We start from the raw sequence: 18669 nt of genomic DNA, 5'->3' as shown, positions 1-18669 counted from the left end.
ATGGCAGTAGGGTCGAAGGATCTCGCACCCGCACAGCTGGACGGTTTCGACAACGAGCGTCTCGTTGAAGAACTCCGCAAGTCCAAGGAAGAGCTGTTCAACCTGCGTTTCCAGTCCGCCACCGGCCAGCTGGAGAACCACGGTCGTCTGCGCGCGGTAAAGAAGGACATCGCACGCATCTACACCGTTCTCCGTGAGCGCGAGCTGGGCATTCGTGCCGAGGTTGCCGCACCGGTTGTGGAAGCCAAGGAAGAAAAGAAGTCCAAGAAGGCTGCCAAGGCTGAAAAGGCCGAGGTTGAAGCTGGAGAGGACGCCAAGTGAGCGAGAAGGAAACTGTGACGGAAGCAGCAGCCAGCGCTGAACAGCGCGGTTACCGTAAGACGCGTCGCGGCTACGTTGTCTCGGACAAGATGGAAAAGACCATCGTTGTCCAGGTTGAAGACCGCGTGAAGCACGCTCTGTACGGCAAGGTTATTCGCCGCACCTCGAAGATCAAGGCTCACGACGAAGAGAACACCGCCGGCATCGGCGACCTCGTCCTCATCGCCGAGACCCGCCCGCTGTCCGCTACCAAGCGGTGGCGCCTGGTGGAGATCCTCGAAAAGGCCAAGTAAATCCGACGCCGGCATGCCGGCAGGGATTCACTGGAAGGGTCCGCATTCCGCAAGGGATGCGGGCCCTTCCGCGTTTCGGCCCTGGGCGGAAGCGTGCTAGGATATTGAGTTTGTATGGCGCCATTTGTGCGTCTGCAACCACCTCGTAAACAATCGTGCCATGGCATACTGCCCCGCGCCGGTTTTCCCGGCAAGGGAAGCTGATGCTTCCGGCATGGGCGTTTAGGCCTGCTCTGGCAAAATCCAGGCAGGTCCAGAGACACCCCGATCAACCGTTCCGCAAGGCTCATTCCGTATGCATGTTTTCGGCCTGAGAACCAGCGCGACGCAAGGAGTAGAAATTGATTCAGCAGGAGTCGCGACTGAAGGTCGCCGACAACACGGGTGCTAAGGAAATCCTTACCATTCGCGTTCTCGGTGGTTCCGGCCGTCGCTACGCAGGCATCGGCGACGTCATCGTCGCAACCGTCAAGGACGCTATCCCGGGCGGCAACGTAAAGAAGGGCGACGTCGTCAAGGCCGTCGTCGTTCGCACCAAGAAGGAACGCCGCCGTGCGGATGGTTCCTACATCAAGTTTGACGAGAACGCAGCTGTGATTCTGAAGAACGACGGTGACCCCCGCGGTACCCGTATCTTCGGCCCGGTTGGCCGCGAGCTTCGCGACAAGAAGTTCATGAAGATCGTCTCCCTGGCTCCGGAGGTGCTGTAACCCATGGGTGCAAAGATCAAGAAGGGTGACCTCGTTCAGGTCATCACCGGTGCCAAGCAGGACCGCGGCGGCGACCGCGGCAAGCAGGGCAAGGTTCTTCGCGTATTCCCTGAGGCTAACCGCGTCCTCGTGGAAGGCATCAACCGCGTGACCAAGCACACCAAGGTCGGACAGTCGCAGCGCGGCACCAAGACCGGCGGCATCGAGATCGTTGAGGCTCCGATCCACATCTCGAACGTGGCTCTGGTTGACCCCTCGACCAAGAAGCCGACCCGCGTCGGTTTCCGTGTTGAGACCGTTGAGAAGGACGGCAAGAAGAAGACCGTTCGCATCCGCGTGTCCAAGGCCACCGGGAAGGACATCTAATGACTGAGACTCTCGAGACTCCGGTAAAGATCGTTCCGCGTCTGAAGACCAAGTACGCCGAATCCATCAAGCAGTCCCTGCTCGAGGAATTCAAGTACGAGAACGTGAACCAGGTTCCCCGCCTCGTGAAGGTCGTCGTGAACATGGGTGTTGGAGATGCCGCCAAGGACTCCAAGCTGATCGACGGCGCTGTCCGCGATCTGACCCTGATCACCGGCCAGAAGCCGCAGGTCACCAAGGCCCGTAAGTCCATCGCCCAGTTCAAGCTGCGCGAAGGCATGCCGATCGGTGCGCACGCCACCCTCCGTGGCGACCGCATGTGGGAATTCGTGGACCGTCTGGTCACCCTCGCCCTGCCCCGTATCCGCGACTTCCGCGGCCTCAACGGCAAGCAGTTCGACGGCAACGGCAACTACACCTTCGGTCTGACCGAACAGGTTATGTTCCACGAGATCGACCAGGACTCCATCGACCGCGTCCGCGGCATGGACATCACGGTTGTCACCACCGCCAAGACCGACGACGAAGGCCGTGCACTGCTCAAGGCACTCGGCTTCCCGTTCAAATCCGAAGACTAATCAACTACGTAAGAGGTCCGCTGACCTGTCTCCCTAGGGAGAAGAACGGCGGAAACCGCTACGAGGAAGGGCAAGAGCCCAAATGACTATGACAGATCCTGTCGCAGACATGCTTACGCGTCTGCGCAACGCCAACTCGGCATACCACGATTCCGTGACCATGCCGTACAGCAAGCTCAAGGCACGCGTTGCCGACATCCTGAAGGCCGAGGGCTACATCGCCGGCTGGAAGGAAGAGGAAGCTGAAGTTGGCAAGAAGCTGACCATCGACCTCAAGTTCGGTCCGAACCGCGAGCGTTCGATTGCCGGTGTCCGCCGTATTTCCAAGCCGGGTCTGCGCGTTTACGCGAAGTCCACCAACCTGCCCCACGTGCTGGGTGGCCTGGGTATCGCAATCCTGTCCACCTCTTCCGGCCTCCTGACTGACAAGCAGGCCGGCAAGAAGGGCGTGGGCGGCGAAGTCCTCGCGTACGTCTGGTAACGGGAAAGGAAGAGAATAATGTCACGTATTGGACGTCTCCCCATCACCGTTCCCGCCGGCGTCGATGTCAAGGTTGATGGCTCCGTCATCAGCGTCAAGGGCGCCAAGGGCGAGCTGAGCCACACTGTTGCCAGCCCGATCGAGGTCACCCTGGACGAAAGCACCCTGACGGTCACCCGCCCGAACGACGAGCGCAACTCCCGCTCGCTGCACGGCCTGACCCGTACCCTCATCGCCAACATGATCGAGGGCGTTACCAACGGCTACGAGAAGAAGCTTGAGATCGTCGGTACCGGTTACCGCGTCCAGGCCAAGGGCTCCGACCTTGAGTTCGCTCTCGGTTTCAGCCACCCGGTCAACATTTCCGCTCCGGAAGGCATCACCTTCACGGTTGAGGGCCCGACCAAGTTCTCGGTCTCCGGTATCTCCAAGCAGCAGGTCGGCGAGGTTGCTGCCAACATTCGCAAGCTGCGCAAGCCCGACCCCTACAAGGGCAAGGGTGTCCGTTACGCCGGCGAAGTCATCCGCCGCAAGGTCGGAAAGGCTGGTAAGTAAACCATGGCCATCGCAATTAACAAGAAGCGCACGAACAAGAGCAAGGCAGCTGCCCGCAGCCGCCGCCAGCTTCGTATCCGCAAGCGTATCGTCGGTACGGCTGTCCGCCCCCGCCTGGTGGTCAACCGCTCCGCACGCCACGTATTCGTCCAGGTTGTCGACGACAGCAAGGGTGTCACCGTGGCCTACGCTTCCACCCTGGAAGCCGACCTGCGCGCGTTTGACGGTGACAAGACCGCCAAGGCCAAGCGCGTTGGCGAGCTCGTTGCAGAGCGCGCAAAGGCTGCCGGTATCGACGCTGTTGTGTTCGACCGCGGTGGTAACAAGTACCACGGCCGCATCGCCGCCGTCGCTGACGGTGCACGCGAAGGTGGGCTGGCACTGTGACCGTTGAGAATAACGAAAAGGACATTCAGGTGACTGAAGCTGCAGCTGCTGAGGCAACTGAGACCGCTGCTGCCACCGACGACCGCCGCGGCGGCCGTCGCGGCGGCGAGCGTGGCGACCGTGGCCAGGGCCGCGGCAACCGTGGTGGCCGTGGTGGCCGCGACGGCGGCCGTGAGGCCGAGAAGAGCCAGTTCGTAGAGCGCGTTGTGACCATCAACCGTGTCGCCAAGGTCGTCAAGGGTGGTCGTCGCTTCAGCTTCACCGCCCTCGTCGTCGTCGGTGACGGCAACGGTCTGGTCGGCGTCGGCTACGGCAAGGCCAAGGAAGTTCCCGCCGCCATCGCAAAGGGTGTCGAAGAGGCCAAGAAGTCCTTCTTCCGCGTCCCCCGCGTCGGCAACAGCATCCCGCACCGCGTGCAGGGTGAGGCCGCAGCCGGCGTCGTCATGCTGCGTCCGGCTTCCCCGGGTACCGGTGTTATCGCCGGCGGTCCGGTCCGTGCGGTACTGGAGTGCGTCGGTATCCACGACGTCCTCTCCAAGTCGCTCGGTTCCTCCAACGCCATCAACATCGTTCACGCGACTGTTGACGCCCTGAAGCGACTGGAAGAGCCCGCTTCCGTGGCAGCCCGCCGTGGCCTGCCGCTGGACGAGGTTGCTCCGGCTGCTCTGGTGCGCGCACTCCAGAACCAGAAGGCAGGTGCCTAGTCATGGCTAAGAACCTGACTCCCTCCGACGCCAAGTTGGAGATCACCCAGATCAAGGGCGTCATCGGCGCCAAGCAGAACCAGCGCGAGACCCTGCGTTCCCTCGGCCTCAAGCGCATCGGACACACCGTTGTCCGTACCGCTGACGCCGTGACCGTGGGCATGCTCAACACGGTTCCGCACCTCGTGAATGTTGAGGAGGCGAAGTAATGGCCGAGAACAAGAACGCCGAGGCTGCTGAGAAGCAGCACGCGCTGAAGGTCCACCACCTGCGTCCCGCCCCGGGTGCCAAGACCGCCAAGACCCGTGTTGGTCGTGGTGAAGGCTCCAAGGGTAAGACCGCCGGTCGCGGTACCAAGGGTACGAAGGCCCGCTACCAGGTCAAGGCTGGCTTTGCCGGCGGCCAGCTGCCGCTGCACATGCGCCTGCCGAAGCTGCGCGGCTTCAAGAACCCGTTCCGGGTCGAGTTCCAGGTTGTGAACCTGGACAAGATCAACGAGCTGTTCCCGGAAGGCGGCGCTGTGACCGTCGAGGCTCTGGTCGAGAAGGGCGCCGTTCGCAAGAACCAGCCCGTGAAGGTGCTGGGCACCGGCGACATCACCGTCAAGGTTGACGTCACCGCCCACGCTTTCTCTGCCAGCGCTCTGGAAAAGATCGCTGCAGCGGGCGGCACCACCACCGCTCTCTAAGGGACTGTTCCCGAAGAAGCGGCGGGGTTCCACCCTGTTGTGAATCAACTCCCGGTGTGCGGGGCTTCGGCCCTGCACACCGGGAGTTTTTTCATTCCAAGGCCTCCCGATTGTTCGCATGGCGCATCCAACAGCTAGACTCGGGTGTTGGGTTTCATAGGGCCCATCGTTACCTTTGGATTTTTCTACTCAGGAGGACGCTTGCTTAGCGCATTCGGCCGGGCGTTTCGGACGCCTGATTTGCGACGCAAGCTGTTGTTCACGCTGGGAATCATCACAATCTTCCGCTTGGGTGCATTCATTCCCTCGCCTGGTGTGAGCTACCAGAATGTGCAGCAGTGTTTGCATAGCGGTCAGACACAAGGGAGCCTGTACCAGCTCGTGAACCTGTTCAGCGGCGGCGCGCTGCTGCAGGTGTCCATCTTCGCGCTGGGCATCATGCCCTACATCACGTCAAGCATCATCGTGCAGCTGCTCCGCGTGGTGATCCCGCGGTTCCAGCAGCTGTACGAAGAGGGCGCTTCAGGCCAAGGGAAGCTGACGCAGTACACCCGTTACCTGACGATCGCCCTGGGCCTCCTGAACGCCACGACGCTGGTGTCCCTCGCCCGCTCCGGCCAGCTCCTGCCGAACTGCCAGCTGCCGATCATCCCGGACAGCAGCATCATCACCACGATCCTGATCGTCATCACGCTGACGGCCGGCACCGGCCTCATCATGTGGATGGGCGAACTGGTGACCGAAAAGGGCGTCGGCAACGGCATGTCCCTGCTCATCTTCACCTCGATCGCGGCGACGTTCCCCACCTCCCTCGGCGCCATCTGGTCGTCCAAGGGCCCGGGCACCTTCTTCACCGTGCTCGTCATCGGCCTTGTGACGGTGGCCCTGGTGGTCTTCGTCGAGCAGTCCCAGCGACGCATTCCAGTGCAGTACGCCAAGCGGATGGTCGGACGGCGGACCGTGGGCGGAACCAGCACCTACATCCCGATCAAGGTGAACATGGCCGGCGTCGTGCCCGTCATCTTCGCTTCTTCCATGCTTTACCTCCCTGGCCTGATTGCGCAGTTCAACCAGCCGAAGGCGGGGGAGCAGATGGCTCCGTGGGTTGAATGGATCAACAACAACCTGACCCGCGGCGACCACCCCATCTACATGGCGCTCTACTTCGCCATGATCGTGTTCTTCACCTACTTCTACGTCGCCATCACCTTCAACCCCGAAGAAGTGTCCGACAATATGAAGAAGTACGGCGGGTTTATTCCGGGCATCCGGGCGGGCAAACCGACCGCGGACTACCTGCAGTATGTGCTTTCCAGGATCACCCTTCCGGGGGCCGTCTACCTCGGCTTCGTGGCGTTGATCCCGCTGATCGCCCTGGTCCTGATCGGCGCCAACCAGAACTTCCCGTTCGGTGGCACGTCGATCCTGATCATGGTGGGCGTCGGTCTGGAAACCGTCAAGCAGATTGATGCGCAGCTACAACAACGTCACTACGAAGGGCTTTTGCGATGACGAGAATGCTGATCATTGGACCTCCGGGTTCGGGCAAGGGTACCCAGGCCGAACGGATTTCCGAGCGTCTGGGCGTAGTCGCCATCTCCACCGGCGACATCTTCCGTGCCAACGTCAAGGGTGAAACCCCGCTGGGAATCGAAGCAAAGAAGTACATGGACGCCGGCGACTTCGTCCCGGATGCGGTCACCAACAAGATGGTCCGCGACCGCCTGGGCGAGTCCGACGTCGAGAACGGCTTCCTGCTGGACGGCTACCCGCGCACCACGGCACAGGTCGACTACCTTGACCAGATCCTCGCGGAAGGAGAGCAGAAGCTCGACGTAGTGCTTCAGCTCACCGCCGACGACGAGGAACTCGTCAGCCGCCTGCTGGGCCGTGCCAAGGAAACCGGCCGCTCGGACGACAACGAAGCTGTCATCCGGCACCGGCTGGACCTGTACCACGAGCAGACCGAAGCTGTGGTGGCGAAGTATGCCGAGCGCGGCATACTGACCCAGGTGGATGGCATCGGCGGCATCGACGAGGTCACCGACCGCGTGCTGCTGGCAATCGAGGCAGCCAAGGCTGTCTGAACACGCCGCAACTGACGCTTCCTGAAAGGGTGCGTCCCGTACCATGAGTCCGGGACGCACCCTTTTGCGTTTCCCACGCCGCGGACTGGATATGGGGGAGCGGATGGCCGCAGCAGTGCCGGGACTCAGCCGGATCACCGGGGTGGAGGTGTACCTGCCGCCGGGGCGCCTGGCCACGGCCGGCGTCGAGCAGCGGCTCAGGCTTGAGAGCCCCGGTTTCAAGGTGCCCCGGGGCCTCATTGCAAGGGTGACGGGGATACGCACCCGCAGCATCATGTCCGATGCGGAACAGGCCTCGGACCTTGCCGTCAATGCCGCCGCCAAGGTCCTTGCCGAACGCGGCCTGCAGCCCTCCGACATCGACCTCCTGATCTTCGGCTCCGCCAGCCAGGACATGGTCGAACCGGCCACGGCGCACATAGTCGCCGCCAAGCTGGGCCTGCAGTGTCCGGTGATGGACGTCAAGAACGCGTGTAACAGCTTTCTCAATGGGCTCGAAGTGGCCGATTCCTTCGTCGCGGCCGGCCGCTACGGGAGGGTGCTCGTTGCGGGCGGCGAGTCGCCGTCGCGTGCAGTGCGCTGGACGGTGCCGGACTTCGAGACTTTCGCAGCTTCCTTCCCCGGTTACACCATGAGCGACGGCGGGTACGCGGCCCTGGTGGAACCGGCCTACGGGTCCACGGCCGGGGTGCTTGGTTTCGGATTCTCCGCGAAGAGCACGCACTGGTCCGTTGGTACGCTCGCCGGCGGCGGTTCGGCCCGCCCGCGGGATCCGGACGCCACGTACTTCACGATGGACGGGGAGAAACTCAAGGACGCCTTCCTGGACCTCGGCAGCGGCATCCTGCATTCCACCCTCGAGCGGCTGGGACTGTCCTGGCAGGATTTCGCGGTTGTCTGCGTGCACCAGGTCAGCGCGCCCTACCGGGAGGTGTTCGCCCGGGGTGCGGGGGTTCCGGAGGCCAGGCTCGTGCCCACGGTGGAGGACTACGGGAATCTCGCGTCCGTGACCTTGCCCTTGCAGCTGAAGCTGGCACTGGACAGCGGCCGCTGCGGTCCCGGGGACCTGGTGGCCCTGGTGGGGCTGGCAGGCGGCGTCAGCCTGGGCATGGCCGTGGTGCGCCTGTGAGCGGAGGTATTGCTGGCGCAGCGGCTCTTTCCAGCACGACGGCGACCCGGCCCCTCTGCATCGCGGTGCCGGCCCTGAACGAGGAGAAGCTGATCCGGCAGACCCTCGAATCGCTCGCGGCCCAGCAGCACACGGATTTCACGGTCGTGGTGGTGGACAACGGTTCCACGGACCGCAGCCGCGGGATTGTGGCCGGCTTCGCGGCGGAGCACCCGGAGATGGACATCCGGCTGATCCACGAAAGCCGGAAAGGCACCGGTGCCGCCGCCGATACGGGCATGCGCTTCGGCGTCCGGCATGGGGCCACCTGGCTGGCCCGCACGGATGCGGACTGCCTGGCCGCCCCCGATTGGACCGCGCGGATCATGGCGGCGTTCGACGACGGCCTGGAACTGGTGGCGGGGCAGCTCCTGCCCCGGGAGGACGAGGGAATCACGGCCACTGAACGGCGCATGATGCTGCTCGCCGTCGAGGTGGCCTCCTTCTTCGGCCGGATCCGGCCGGGGAACAAGGGCGAGGGCTACCTGGGGCCGTACCTGATGCTGCCGGGCTGCAACATGGCGATCACGGCAGACATGTACCACCGCTCAGGCGGCTTCCCCCGCACCCGGATCGAGGAGCTCCACGAGGACCGTGCCTTGTCCAACCGGGTCCGCAAGCTCAGCCGGGCGTATGCGTTGCGCCGCGACGTGGTGGTCTACGGCTCCTCCCGGCGGGTGAAAGCCTGGGGACTGAAGAACACCCTTGCCTGGTACGCGGACCACCGGTACAAGCCCGAGGTGGTGGACATCCGGTGAGCTCCCTGGCAACCCTCGAGCCGAAGACCAGCGAACTGGAACGCTGGGAGCGGCGCGTCCACCTGGGCGCCCACCCGGTGCTATACCCGCTGATCCGTGGCCTCGGCTACCGGCGCCCGGTGCAACGGATCCCCGGGCTCGGGATCCTGGTCAGCGAAGCGGGACTGCTGCGCGAGGTCCTGATGGACAATGAACGCTTCGTCAAGCAGGGACCGTCCGCCTCCGGCGGGCTGTGGACCCCCGTGGTGGGGCCCAGGGCCCTGCTCAACATGGACGGCGCCGCGCACCTGGAGATGCGCCGGCGCCTCGGCGGGGTGTTCACGGCCCGCTCCGTGGCGGGCATCGTGGAGCCCGCCGCGGCCAGGCTCCGGGAACAGCTCGGACGCGAACTGCCCGCGGGGCGCCGCGTGGATCTCGTCGGGGCAGTCAAGGAACTGTCCGGCGGCGTGATCGCCAGGATCCTTGGCCTCGCCGAAGACGCCCCCGGCCGCCTGCCGGACCGGGAGCTGTTCGACCTCGGCTCTTCGATCACTTCCCTGGTCCGGCTGGGCCGCCACGAGCTGACGCCGGCGCAGGCAGCCAAGGCGCGTACCGCCGTCGAGCTCCTGGCCGGACCGGCCCGCACCGCCTACCGCAACGGCGTCCCGGGAACCTTTCCCGGGCGCTTGCGCGAGCTGGGCATGAGCGAGCAGGAAGCGGTGGGGGTGGTCAGCGCGTTCGTGATCGTCGGGACCGAGACCCTGGTGTCCTTCATCCCAAGAATTGTCGCGGTGCTCGCCGACGCCGGGCGGCTGCCCGCACTGGCGGCGGACCGCAGCGGCCTGCCCGCCGCCGTCAACGAGGGCCTCCGCTTCACGGTGCCTTCCCCCATGATGCTGCGCGACGCCGTCGACTCCGGAACGCTGGGCGGGATCCGGTTCCGGGCGGGGGACCGGCTGCTGCTGTCCACGGTCCACGCGGCCAAGAGCCTGGGCGGTTTCGATCCGGAACGGACCCTCCCACCGCACGCCAGGCAGCTCTGGTTCGGCGCCGGCCCGCACTTCTGCATCGGCATGCCCCTGGCCATGGCGCAGATCAACTCCACGCTGGAGAGCCTGTTGGACCTCTACGCGCAGCGGCCATGGGGTGTGGTGTCGCGGCGGGTCAAACGGCGGGTGCTCATCCCCGGATACGAAACCCTGGAGCTGGCCAATGCATGACGAGCCATCCGGCGGCGACCTGATCGCCGGAGTCTATGCCGCCGCCCGGCGCTGGCCGGAGCGCCCGGCGCTCACGGCACCGGGCAAGAAGTTCCGGTGGCAGAAGACGCCGACGCCGGGGCGCACCATCAGCTACGCACAGCTCGCCGCGGGCATCGAGTCGACGGCCGAAGCCCTTCGGGCCGAAGGCTTCGGACCCGGTGAACGGATGCTGTTCTCCGTGCGGCCCGGGCCGGATGCCTTCGTCCTGGCGCTGGGCGCCGTGCGGGCGGGCGGTTCCATCGTCTTCATCGATCCCGGGATCGGCCCGGCGCTCTTCCGGGACCGGGCCGGACTCGCCGCCCCGCGTTGGGCTGCCTCGGAATCGCTGCTGTATGCGCTCAGCAGCGGCCCGCTGCGCCCGTTGGCCCGGCGCAGGGGGCTCCTGCTTCCGGACTACGGCGCCCTGGACGTGCGGCACTACTATTCCGGGCCGTGGCTTCCGGGGGTGCCGCGCGGCGCCCGACCGGTCAAGGAGCTGAAGTCTTCCGACGCCGTTCCGCTGCCGGTTCCGGAAGCCGCGCCGGAGCAGGAGGCGGTGATCATCTTCACCTCGGGGACCACCGGCCACCCGAAAGGCGTGGTCCATACCCGCGGTTCGCTCGCGGCAGGCTTCGGGCAGTTGACCCAGCGCTGCACCTTCGCTGCCGGGGACCGGATCCACTCCGAACAGCTCATGATGGGGCTGCCGGCCCTGATCGCCGGGGCCCACTGGACCATGCCCGCCTACGGCTTCTCCGCGCATGTCGATCCGCTGCGGCTGGCCGCGGAGCTGGGTCAGGTCACCGGGACGTACGACGGCGCCACGCACCTTTTCCTGGTGCCGTCCCAGCTGGCGCCCATCCTGGACGCCGTGGAGGCCGGCGCGGTGGCGCTTCCCGAAACGCTGCGGACCGTGATGCTCGGCGCGGCACCGGTCCTGGCCCCGTTCCTGGAACGCGCCATGCGGGTTTTGCCCGGCGTCGACTTCAAGCTCATCTACGGCATGACTGAACTGCTGCCGATCGCCATTGCCGACGGCGCGGAAAAGCTCGCCTTCGCTTCCGGCGCGGAAGCTGAACTGACGGCGCCGGACGGCAGCGGCGAAGGCGACTTCCTGGGCGCACCCCTCCCCGCCGTGCGCATCCGGGTGGCGGAGGACCATGAACTGCTGGCCAGCGGCCCCAACATGTGCCGCGGTTACCTTGGACAGCCCGACTTGGCAGAGCACGCCACGGGAGACCTGGTCCGGCTTGATCACGGCGGCCCGGACGGGACGGCAAGACTGGTGATGATCGGGCGCAAGAAGGACATGATCATCCGCGGCAAGACCAACATCTATCCGGCACTGTACGAGCCGTTGATCGCGAATGTCCGAGGCGTGGCGCAGGCGGCCATGGTCGGCGTGCCTGACGAGACCGGCGACGAGGCTGTGTGGCTGGCCGTCGTCCCGGCGCCCGGCGAAGAGCCGGCAAAGGTGAAGGCACGGTTGCTCCACGAGCTGCCCCGTCTGATCGACGAGTCCGCGCTGCCGGACAGGATCGAAACCCTGCAGGAATTGCCGGTGGGCGGCAGGCACCGCAAGACCGACCGGGCGAAGCTGCGGGAGGACTTCGCCGCCGTCGTTGAGGCAGAGCGGGCCGACCTGGCCGGAAACCGCACATGAGGATCGCGGTCACGGGAGCTGCCGGCTTCATCGGCGGTGCCATCGCCGACGCCGCCGAAGCCCGCGGCTGGGAGGTGGTCCGCTTCGGCCGCCGCCCGGTGCCCGGGATCCTCTCCTGGGACCTCGCCGGACCTCCGCCCGCGCGGCCGCCGGTGGTGGACGCCGTCGTGCATGCCGGCGCCCATGTGGCGGACTGGGGGCCGGCACGGCTGTTCCACCAGGTCAACGTCCTGGGCACCCGCGCCGTCGCCGAAACCTTTCCGGGCACCCGGCTGGTGCACATCTCCAGCTCCAGCGTCTACCCCTGGTGGGAGCCGTGCATCGACCGGGCCGAGGAAGAAGTCGCTGTGGGGCACCTGGGGGCCTACGGCCGCAGCAAGGCGCTCGCCGACGTCGAGGCTCGCCGCCATCCGGACGCCCTGGTGCTGCGCCCGCATGCGGTGTACGGGCCAGGGGACCGGACCCTGCTGCCGCGGCTGCTGTCCAACATCCGCCGCGGCACGCTGCTGAGCGTCGGCCATCCCGGCATCCTGCACCAGCTGACGCACATCGGCAACCTCACGACGGCGGCCCTCGCGGCCTGCAGCTCCGGTGCGCAGGGCGCCGTGAACGTGGCCGACGCCGCCCCGGTGCCGCTCGGTGCAGTTCTACGTTCCGTGCTGGATGCCACCGGTCACGGCGACATTGCCGTGAAATACGTCCCGCGTCCGCTGGCCATGGTCCTGGCCGGCGTGTCCGAGGCCGCTGCGCTTGCCAGCCGGAGGCCGCCGCGGCTCACCCGCTACGCCGTGAGCCAGCTCGGAATGCAGCGGACCTACCGCCTGGACCGGCTCCGCGGAGGGCTCGGAGTGGAGCCGATTTCGACCACGCTCGCCGATGCGGGAAAATGGATGGCAGAGCCAAGGCACGTGCGCCCTGCATGAGCCATTGAGAGCAACCCCCGAGGAGACCATGGCGTTCGGCCAGCCCCGTATCGAATACAAGTCCAACCAGCAGATGCGCAAGATGCACGAGGCCGGGCTGGTGCTCAGCCGTGCCCTCGACGCCGCAGTGGCCGCCGCCAAACCCGGCGTCAGCACCCGCGAGTTGGATGCAGTGTTCGCCGCCGTGCTCAACGACGCCGGCGCCAAGTCCAACTTCCTCGGTTACCACGGCTTCCCGGCCACCATCTGTGCCTCCGTGAACGAGGAAGTGGTCCACGGCATCCCGGGCGACCGCGTGCTGCAGGACGGCGACATCATCTCGATCGACGGCGGCGCGATTGTGGACGGTTGGCACTCCGACTCCGCCCGCACCGTGATCGTGGGCACCGCCGACCCCGAGGACCAGCGCCTCTCCGACGTCACCGAGGAAGCCATGTGGCGCGGCATCGCGGCGCTGGCCAAGGGCAAGTTCGTGGGCGACATCGGCTGCGCCATCGATGACTACGTCTCCGCCGTTCCCGGCAAGCCCCTGGGCATCCTGGAGGACTACGTGGGCCACGGCATCGGCTCCGAAATGCACATGGCCCCCGACGTACTGAACTATCGCACCAGCCACCGCGGCCCGAAGATCCGGCCCGGCCTGTGCCTGGCGATCGAACCGATGCTGGTCCGCGGCGGGATCGAAACCGCCACCCTCGAGGACGACTGGACCGTGGTCACAACCGACGGCCAGCGTTCCTGCCAGTGGGAGCACTCCGTGGCCGTGCACGAAAAGGGCATTTGGGTCCTTTCCGCGCCCGACGGCGGTGCGGAGCGGCTGGCGCAGTTCGGCGTCACCCCGGTGCCGATCCCGGCCTGAGCCTTCCGGGCTCACTCAGACACTGGGCCCACAGCGGCGAGGTGCCCCCGCGTGGGCACCTCGCCGTCGTCGTTTCTGCGAACAGCCGGTTATGCCTCAGTGAGGGCGGCTTCCGGATCTTCCAACTCTTCAACGAGCCTCGTGAGCCGAATGGCGACCAGTTTGCGCAGTTCCTCCCTTGCAGCGTCGCACTCCGCTTCGGGTGAGTTCGCCAAGCGCGCGCGGAGCGCGGCCACCATCTCATCGTTCGTTAGTCCGGTTGCGCTGATAAGGAAGACATGGCCGAACTTCGCTTCGTACGCATCCTGGGCCTCGTTCAGAGCCTGAAGGGCTTCGTCGTCCCTGTCCATGAGAGCGGACTCCTGCTTGGCCCACCGCAGCCGCCGACCCGTGAAGCCGTCGTGCCGGGAGCCCAGCCGCCTCAACCCAACGTGGGCGGCGACCACGTTGGCGTCGCTCAGCGCTGTGACAGATGAACGCGCCTTTTCGATCAGGTCTTCGAAGTCACTGAACGGCCGTTGACGGTCAACGTCGATTGCCCAGTCTTCTACGGGGAGGTGGCACAATTCGAGCATCACTTTGATGAACTCGTCACGGGGGAGGTCGTTGAGCCGTTTGACTCCGTGCATTTCAAGAGAGGTGTTCAAGACAGTTTCCTTTCGCTATCACGTATTCACAACTCGCCGTTGCCTTGCCTGTCAGCGGAGCGGGAAGCTGGACGGCAGGAGTTCCCCGGTGGACCGGCGGGCGTGGTCCGAGACGCTCAGCGAGGCGATGTAGAGCTCCAGGAATTCCTGGGCCCGCTGCCGGTAGTCGCCGGTGTCCACGGTGACGATCTCCCCGCCCTCGACCACGGTGCGGCCGGCCACCACGACACGGGTGATGTCCCTGCCGTCCGCGTTCATCACCATGGTGCGGATGGGGTCGGCGTAGGGGCCGATGTGCTGGCCGCCCAGGTCCAGTACGAAGTAGTCGGCCTGCGCCCCGGGGGCGAGCCGGCCGAGGTCCGGGCGGCCCAGCGCTTCGGCCGGATCCAGCGTGGCGGAGCGGAAAAGGTCCGCGGCCTGGGCGCTCGTGCGGTTGCCCGTGGTGGCCTTGGTCATGCCCATCGCCAGGTCCATGGCACGGATCATGTTAGGCGGGGCGGAGTCCGTGCCCAGCACGATCCGGATGCCGCGCTCGCGGTAGGAATCGTAGTTGTCCAGCATGCCGCCGTAGTGTGCCATCGGGATGGGGCAGAGTAGGACGCTCGTGCCGGAATCCGCGAGCAGCGCGAGGTCGTCCCCGCTGCCGAAGGTTTCGGGCATGAGCGGGTGCCCCGGCACGGTCCAGGCATGCGGGACGAAGGTCCGTTCGCCCAGGAAGCCGAGGTCGGCGAGGTACGGCAGGGATCGCTTGCCGGTCCGGGCGATCATGGTCTCGATTTCGAAGAGCCCCTGGGCGGCGTGCAGGCGCACCGGAATGCCCAGTTCGTCGGCGGCCTTGCGGGTAAGCCGCAGCGTCTGTTCGGTCTGCGTCTCGATCCTGGCAGGCAGCAGGGCGGTGCGGATCAGCCCGCCGGCCCGGCCTTCATAGTCCTGCGCGAAGCGGATGGCGTCCTCCAGCCCGTCCAGGCCACGGCGCTCGTCCTCGTGGAGTAGCACGCGTGTGCCGTCCGTATATGGCACGGCTGTGCGGTAACTCGGGCCAAGGTAGGCACGGATGCCGAGGGCTTCCACGGCGTCGGCGGTGTCCGCCATGTCCTGGTAGTCCTCGCACCATTCGTGGTAGCTCTCCGAGGCGATGGGCATGAGGGTGGTGATGCCGTTGCGCACCAGCTGCGAGAGGGCGAACTCGCGGCGGAAGCGGGACTGTTCTCGGGTGAAGACTGCGCCGTGGTCCTCCAGGTAGGCCTCGGACCAGACCAGGCCGAGGCGTGTGTCCGGGCCGTGCCAGGAATCGAAGATGGCGTGGTCGATGTCGGCGAGGGCGTTGAGGTCGATGAAGCCCGGGGAGACGATCGCCTGCCCGGCGTCGATTTCGGTATCAACGGGACCGGCGTAGTTCCGGCCGACGAAAAGGATGGTCGCGTCGTTGTGGACCAGTTCGGCGTCGGGCAGGATGCAGTGGTCGCCTTCGGCGTAACCGATCACGAAGGCGGCCCTGATGCGTGTGATCATTTGTTCTCCAAATCGTGTGCCTGGCGGTCCAGGATGGACCCGGCCACCAGCATGGCGTCCTGTACGGAGCCGTCCCGGATGGCCTCGAAAAGGTCGTCGTGGTTGTCATGCCCGGCGTGGGCGGCACGGTCGAGGCCGGCGGGGGAGGTCCAGGAGCCGTCGATGTTCGCGGCGAGGGAACCGTAGATCCCGGCCAGGAGCTGGTTGTGCGCGGCGTCCACCACGGCGCGGTGGAAGTCGATGTCCGCCTCGCGGAACCCGTCGTCGTCCCGCGCTTCCGCGGCGGCGCGACGGCGGTGGAGCGCGTCCTCGAGCCTGTCCAGGTCTGCCTGGTTCCGGCGCTGTGCGGCGAGGGCCGCCGCTGGCACGTCCAGGCTGCGCCGGACCTCGACCGCCTCAAAGGGATCCGCGTCCTGGAATCCTTTGCGGAGGGCGATCTCCTGTTCATCGACGGCGGCGACAAACGTCCCGTCCCCCTGCCGGGTCACGAGCAGGCCCGCGTGCACCAGCGCACGAAGGGCCTCGCGCAAAGGAGCGCGGCTCAACCCCAAAGTCCTGCCCAGTTCGGGTTCGGGCGGGATCCGGTCTCCCAGACCCCATTCGCCCTGCCGAATCCGTTGACGGATGTCGTCGATTGCCTCGTCGACCACACTGCGCCGTCCGTTCACCGCCATGGTGCCCCCTCTGGTTCCTACGTCCACGAAGCGTCTCACATGGCTGTTTGAAAATCCACTCTTTCGTAAGACGTCTTACGAGTGTAAGTTTAGCGGCATGACCCAGATCACAGAACCGCTTCCTGGCTCGAGGTCTCCCGAAGACGGGGAAATCCCCGCGGTCCGCCTCGGCATCCAGTTCACCCGCTACCCGGGAATGGAGCAGCTGTCGCTGCTTGCTTCACTCCGCCAGGCCATCGAGGACGGCTTCACGCTCGTGGTCCTCAACAACATCGCCGCGGAACTTTCTGGCGAAACGGAGGACAGGCTTGGCGAGGTGGCAGCGGAAGCCCGGCGCGCCGGCGTCGAACTCCAACTGGGACTGGGCTGCGCGGGTCCGGCCGGTGAACCGGCCGCAGTCCGCCGGGAACTGCACAACTCTCTTTCGCGGGGACTGGAACTCGGCATCAAGGAGTTCTTCGTCTACACCCGCTCCGTGCGGGAAGGCCTGATGGAGCAGGGACGTTTCCTGGACCACGCAGCGCAACTGCGGCTGGTCCGGGCGAACCTTGAATCCCTTGCCGCGGAAGCCCTGGGGGCCGGTGCCCGGATCAACGTCAAGACCCACGAGGACCTCGCCTCGGTCGAGGTGCTGTCCCTGGTGCAGGGCCTCGACCCCGCGGTCTTCAGCATCGGGCTCGATGCGGCCAACCTCGTGGTCCGCGGTGAAGATCCCCACGCCGTAGCGAGGAACCTCGGTCCTTCGATCCGCATGACCCACCTGGAGGATCTTGTCCTGTTTCCGGTGCCGCACGGCTACCGGCGCAGGCTGCGCGCCCTTGGCGAAGGCGTCCTCGACTGGGATCCCCTCCTGGGCAGCCTGCTGGACTCCGGGGTGCGCGACTTCACCCTCGAACAGCACCGCGGAAAGTTCGACACCCCCGTATTCGACCGCTCGTGGTTCCGCCACGAACCGCACCTCGACGCCCCGGAACTCGGCCAGCTGGCCCGGCTCGGCGTCCTGACGCACGACGGCGTGGCGCGCGGGGAAATCCCGACGCTCGCCGACTGGGACGATGACCCCGCCCCTGCCGAACGCCGTCGTCAGCTGCTCCACAGCGCCGCAACGTTGCGGCGGATCCTCACATCGCTCGGGGCCGGCATAGCCGCCCCGGCAACGATCCTCTCCGGAGAGGAAGGACTCTCATGACAGCAATAGCCGCCCCACAGGCCGTTGTCCCGGCCAGGCGCCGGCCCTTCAGCAGCTTCCTTAAACGGGACCGGAAGCTCACGCTCGCCCTGTCCCTGCTGGCCGCCCTGGTGGTGCTGACGCTGCTCGGCCCGCTGCTCTGGCGGGTCCAGCCTGAAGCGATCAACCTTGGCGCAGTCCTCCAGGGGCCGAGTTTCGGCCATCCGATGGGCACGGACGACACCGGCCGCGACGTGATGTCCCGCTTCCTCGCCGGCGGACAGACCTCGATCCTTGCCGGCCTGACCATCGCACTGATCGGCGCCGTCGTGGGCTGCGTGGCCGCCCTGCTTGCCGGCTCCATGCGCGGCTGGGTGGACACCCTTTTCACCTGGCTGAGCAACTCGATCCTGTGCTTCCCGGCGATCCTGCTCGCCATGGCCATCGCAATGGCGCTCAAGCCAGGAGTCACGGCCGCGGTCATCGGCCTCTCGCTGCACTCCTTCCCCTGGTACATGCGGACCCTCCGAGGCGAAGTGATGCGCCTGTACGGGCAGGACTTCATCCGCTCCACCATGGCGATCGGCGCCCACCCCGCCCGGGTCCTGTTCCGGCACGTGCTCCCGCACCTGGTGCCGATCATGATCCTGCAGATGGCGGCCGTGTTCGGCGCCGCCGTGCTGTCCCTGGCCGCCCTCGGGTACCTCGGGCTGGGAGCCCAGCCGCCCACCGCGGAATGGGGCGAAATGATCACCGAAGGCCAGCAGTTCTTCCTGACCGGGCAGTGGTGGATCGCAGGCTTCCCCGGCCTGGGACTGCTCATCGCCGTCACCCTGACTACCGTCATCGCGGACCGGGCCCGGGAAGTCCTGGACCCCCGCGGCGAATTCACCCAGGCGAAGTGAGG

The 18669-nt window shown here is 66.2% G+C and carries 24 protein-coding genes; 21 read left to right on the top strand and 3 right to left on the bottom strand.

Annotated features, from left to right (window positions below; all coding sequences use genetic code 11):
* From rpmC to map, 19 genes are all read left to right on the top strand, one after another.
* The gene (rpmC, locus tag ACN9M4_RS14695) at window positions 1-321 is read left to right on the top strand and encodes a 50S ribosomal protein L29 (protein ID WP_014922387.1); all 321 of its coding nucleotides are present in this window, start codon (window positions 1-3) and stop codon (window positions 319-321) included.
* Window positions 318-614 carry a 30S ribosomal protein S17 gene (gene rpsQ / locus ACN9M4_RS14690; RefSeq protein WP_070350367.1) on the top strand — a complete coding sequence of 99 codons (297 nt, stop codon included), beginning with the start codon at window positions 318-320 and terminating at the stop codon, window positions 612-614. The genes rpmC and rpsQ overlap by 4 nt, the downstream gene beginning before the upstream one ends.
* A 341-nt stretch (window positions 615-955) precedes the next feature.
* Window positions 956-1324, top strand: coding sequence for a 50S ribosomal protein L14 (rplN, locus tag ACN9M4_RS14685; RefSeq protein WP_043119386.1), 369 nt, complete (start codon window positions 956-958; stop codon window positions 1322-1324).
* Between the two features lie 3 nt (window positions 1325-1327).
* A complete protein-coding gene (gene rplX / locus ACN9M4_RS14680; protein WP_074587804.1) occupies window positions 1328-1690 on the top strand; it encodes a 50S ribosomal protein L24 in 363 nt (120 codons plus the stop codon).
* Window positions 1690-2268, top strand: coding sequence for a 50S ribosomal protein L5 (gene rplE, locus ACN9M4_RS14675; RefSeq protein WP_070350370.1), 579 nt, complete (start codon window positions 1690-1692; stop codon window positions 2266-2268). Before rplX ends, rplE begins: the two co-directional genes overlap by 1 nt.
* Window positions 2269-2350: 82 nt before the next feature.
* Complete coding sequence (gene rpsH / locus ACN9M4_RS14670; protein ID WP_115790330.1) at window positions 2351-2749, top strand: 30S ribosomal protein S8; 399 nt, start codon at window positions 2351-2353, stop codon at window positions 2747-2749.
* Between the two features lie 18 nt (window positions 2750-2767).
* Window positions 2768-3304, top strand: coding sequence for a 50S ribosomal protein L6 (gene rplF, locus ACN9M4_RS14665; RefSeq protein WP_426299099.1), 537 nt, complete (start codon window positions 2768-2770; stop codon window positions 3302-3304).
* Between the two features lie 3 nt (window positions 3305-3307).
* Window positions 3308-3691 (top strand): 50S ribosomal protein L18, encoded by a 384-nt coding sequence (gene rplR, locus ACN9M4_RS14660; protein ID WP_115790332.1) that lies wholly within the window; start codon window positions 3308-3310, stop codon window positions 3689-3691.
* A gap of 29 nt (window positions 3692-3720) precedes the next feature.
* On the top strand, window positions 3721-4395 hold the full coding sequence (gene rpsE / locus ACN9M4_RS14655; RefSeq protein ID WP_426299097.1) for a 30S ribosomal protein S5: 675 nt from the start codon (window positions 3721-3723) through the stop codon (window positions 4393-4395).
* 2 nt (window positions 4396-4397) lie between these two features.
* Complete coding sequence (gene rpmD, locus ACN9M4_RS14650; protein WP_115790334.1) at window positions 4398-4604, top strand: 50S ribosomal protein L30; 207 nt, start codon at window positions 4398-4400, stop codon at window positions 4602-4604.
* Entirely contained in the window at window positions 4604-5083 is a 480-nt protein-coding gene (gene rplO / locus ACN9M4_RS14645; RefSeq protein ID WP_426299095.1) for a 50S ribosomal protein L15, read from the top strand. Before rpmD ends, rplO begins: the two co-directional genes overlap by 1 nt.
* Before the next feature lie 201 nt (window positions 5084-5284).
* Window positions 5285-6595, top strand: coding sequence for a preprotein translocase subunit SecY (gene secY, locus ACN9M4_RS14640; RefSeq protein ID WP_426299093.1), 1311 nt, complete (start codon window positions 5285-5287; stop codon window positions 6593-6595).
* A 5-nt stretch (window positions 6596-6600) separates the two neighbouring features.
* Window positions 6601-7170: an adenylate kinase gene (locus ACN9M4_RS14635; RefSeq protein WP_426299091.1), complete on the top strand. Its 570-nt coding sequence runs from the start codon at window positions 6601-6603 to the stop codon at window positions 7168-7170.
* Between the two features lie 103 nt (window positions 7171-7273).
* The gene (locus ACN9M4_RS14630; protein ID WP_426299089.1) at window positions 7274-8299 is read left to right on the top strand and encodes a 3-oxoacyl-ACP synthase III family protein; all 1026 of its coding nucleotides are present in this window, start codon (window positions 7274-7276) and stop codon (window positions 8297-8299) included.
* The gene (locus ACN9M4_RS14625) at window positions 8296-9096 is read left to right on the top strand and encodes a glycosyltransferase (RefSeq protein ID WP_426299087.1); all 801 of its coding nucleotides are present in this window, start codon (window positions 8296-8298) and stop codon (window positions 9094-9096) included. Before ACN9M4_RS14630 ends, ACN9M4_RS14625 begins: the two co-directional genes overlap by 4 nt.
* On the top strand, window positions 9093-10295 hold the full coding sequence (locus tag ACN9M4_RS14620; RefSeq protein WP_426299085.1) for a cytochrome P450: 1203 nt from the start codon (window positions 9093-9095) through the stop codon (window positions 10293-10295). The genes ACN9M4_RS14625 and ACN9M4_RS14620 overlap by 4 nt, the downstream gene beginning before the upstream one ends.
* Window positions 10288-11979, top strand: coding sequence for an AMP-binding protein (locus tag ACN9M4_RS14615; protein ID WP_426299083.1), 1692 nt, complete (start codon window positions 10288-10290; stop codon window positions 11977-11979). Before ACN9M4_RS14620 ends, ACN9M4_RS14615 begins: the two co-directional genes overlap by 8 nt.
* The gene (locus ACN9M4_RS14610; protein WP_426299081.1) at window positions 11976-12902 is read left to right on the top strand and encodes an NAD-dependent epimerase/dehydratase family protein; all 927 of its coding nucleotides are present in this window, start codon (window positions 11976-11978) and stop codon (window positions 12900-12902) included. Before ACN9M4_RS14615 ends, ACN9M4_RS14610 begins: the two co-directional genes overlap by 4 nt.
* Before the next feature lie 28 nt (window positions 12903-12930).
* Complete coding sequence (gene map, locus ACN9M4_RS14605; RefSeq protein WP_426303490.1) at window positions 12931-13761, top strand: type I methionyl aminopeptidase; 831 nt, start codon at window positions 12931-12933, stop codon at window positions 13759-13761.
* Between the two features lie 89 nt (window positions 13762-13850).
* On the opposite strand, the gene ACN9M4_RS14600 is transcribed toward map, so the two are convergent.
* From ACN9M4_RS14600 to ACN9M4_RS14590, 3 genes are read right to left on the bottom strand one after another with little or no spacing between them, the layout of a single operon-like run.
* Complete coding sequence (locus tag ACN9M4_RS14600; RefSeq protein WP_426299079.1) at window positions 13851-14408, bottom strand: 2-oxo-4-hydroxy-4-carboxy-5-ureidoimidazoline decarboxylase; 558 nt, start codon at window positions 14406-14408, stop codon at window positions 13851-13853.
* Between the two features lie 51 nt (window positions 14409-14459).
* On the bottom strand, window positions 14460-15920 hold the full coding sequence (locus ACN9M4_RS14595; RefSeq protein ID WP_426299077.1) for a chlorohydrolase family protein: 1461 nt from the start codon (window positions 15918-15920) through the stop codon (window positions 14460-14462).
* On the bottom strand, window positions 15917-16594 hold the full coding sequence (locus tag ACN9M4_RS14590) for a FadR/GntR family transcriptional regulator (RefSeq protein ID WP_426299075.1): 678 nt from the start codon (window positions 16592-16594) through the stop codon (window positions 15917-15919). The genes ACN9M4_RS14595 and ACN9M4_RS14590 overlap by 4 nt, the downstream gene beginning before the upstream one ends.
* A gap of 97 nt (window positions 16595-16691) precedes the next feature.
* Between ACN9M4_RS14590 and ACN9M4_RS14585 the strand changes: the two genes are divergently transcribed.
* A complete protein-coding gene (locus tag ACN9M4_RS14585; protein ID WP_426299073.1) occupies window positions 16692-17783 on the top strand; it encodes a TIM barrel protein in 1092 nt (363 codons plus the stop codon).
* A complete protein-coding gene (locus ACN9M4_RS14580; protein ID WP_426299071.1) occupies window positions 17780-18667 on the top strand; it encodes an ABC transporter permease in 888 nt (295 codons plus the stop codon). Before ACN9M4_RS14585 ends, ACN9M4_RS14580 begins: the two co-directional genes overlap by 4 nt.
* Window positions 18668-18669 lie beyond the last annotated feature (2 nt).

The sequence above is a fragment of the Arthrobacter sp. R-11 genome, assembly GCF_049913155.1.
Lineage (GTDB): Bacteria > Actinomycetota > Actinomycetes > Actinomycetales > Micrococcaceae > Arthrobacter.
The sequence above is the reverse complement of the archived record's forward strand: the minus strand, read 5'-3'. Positions and strand labels throughout refer to the sequence as shown.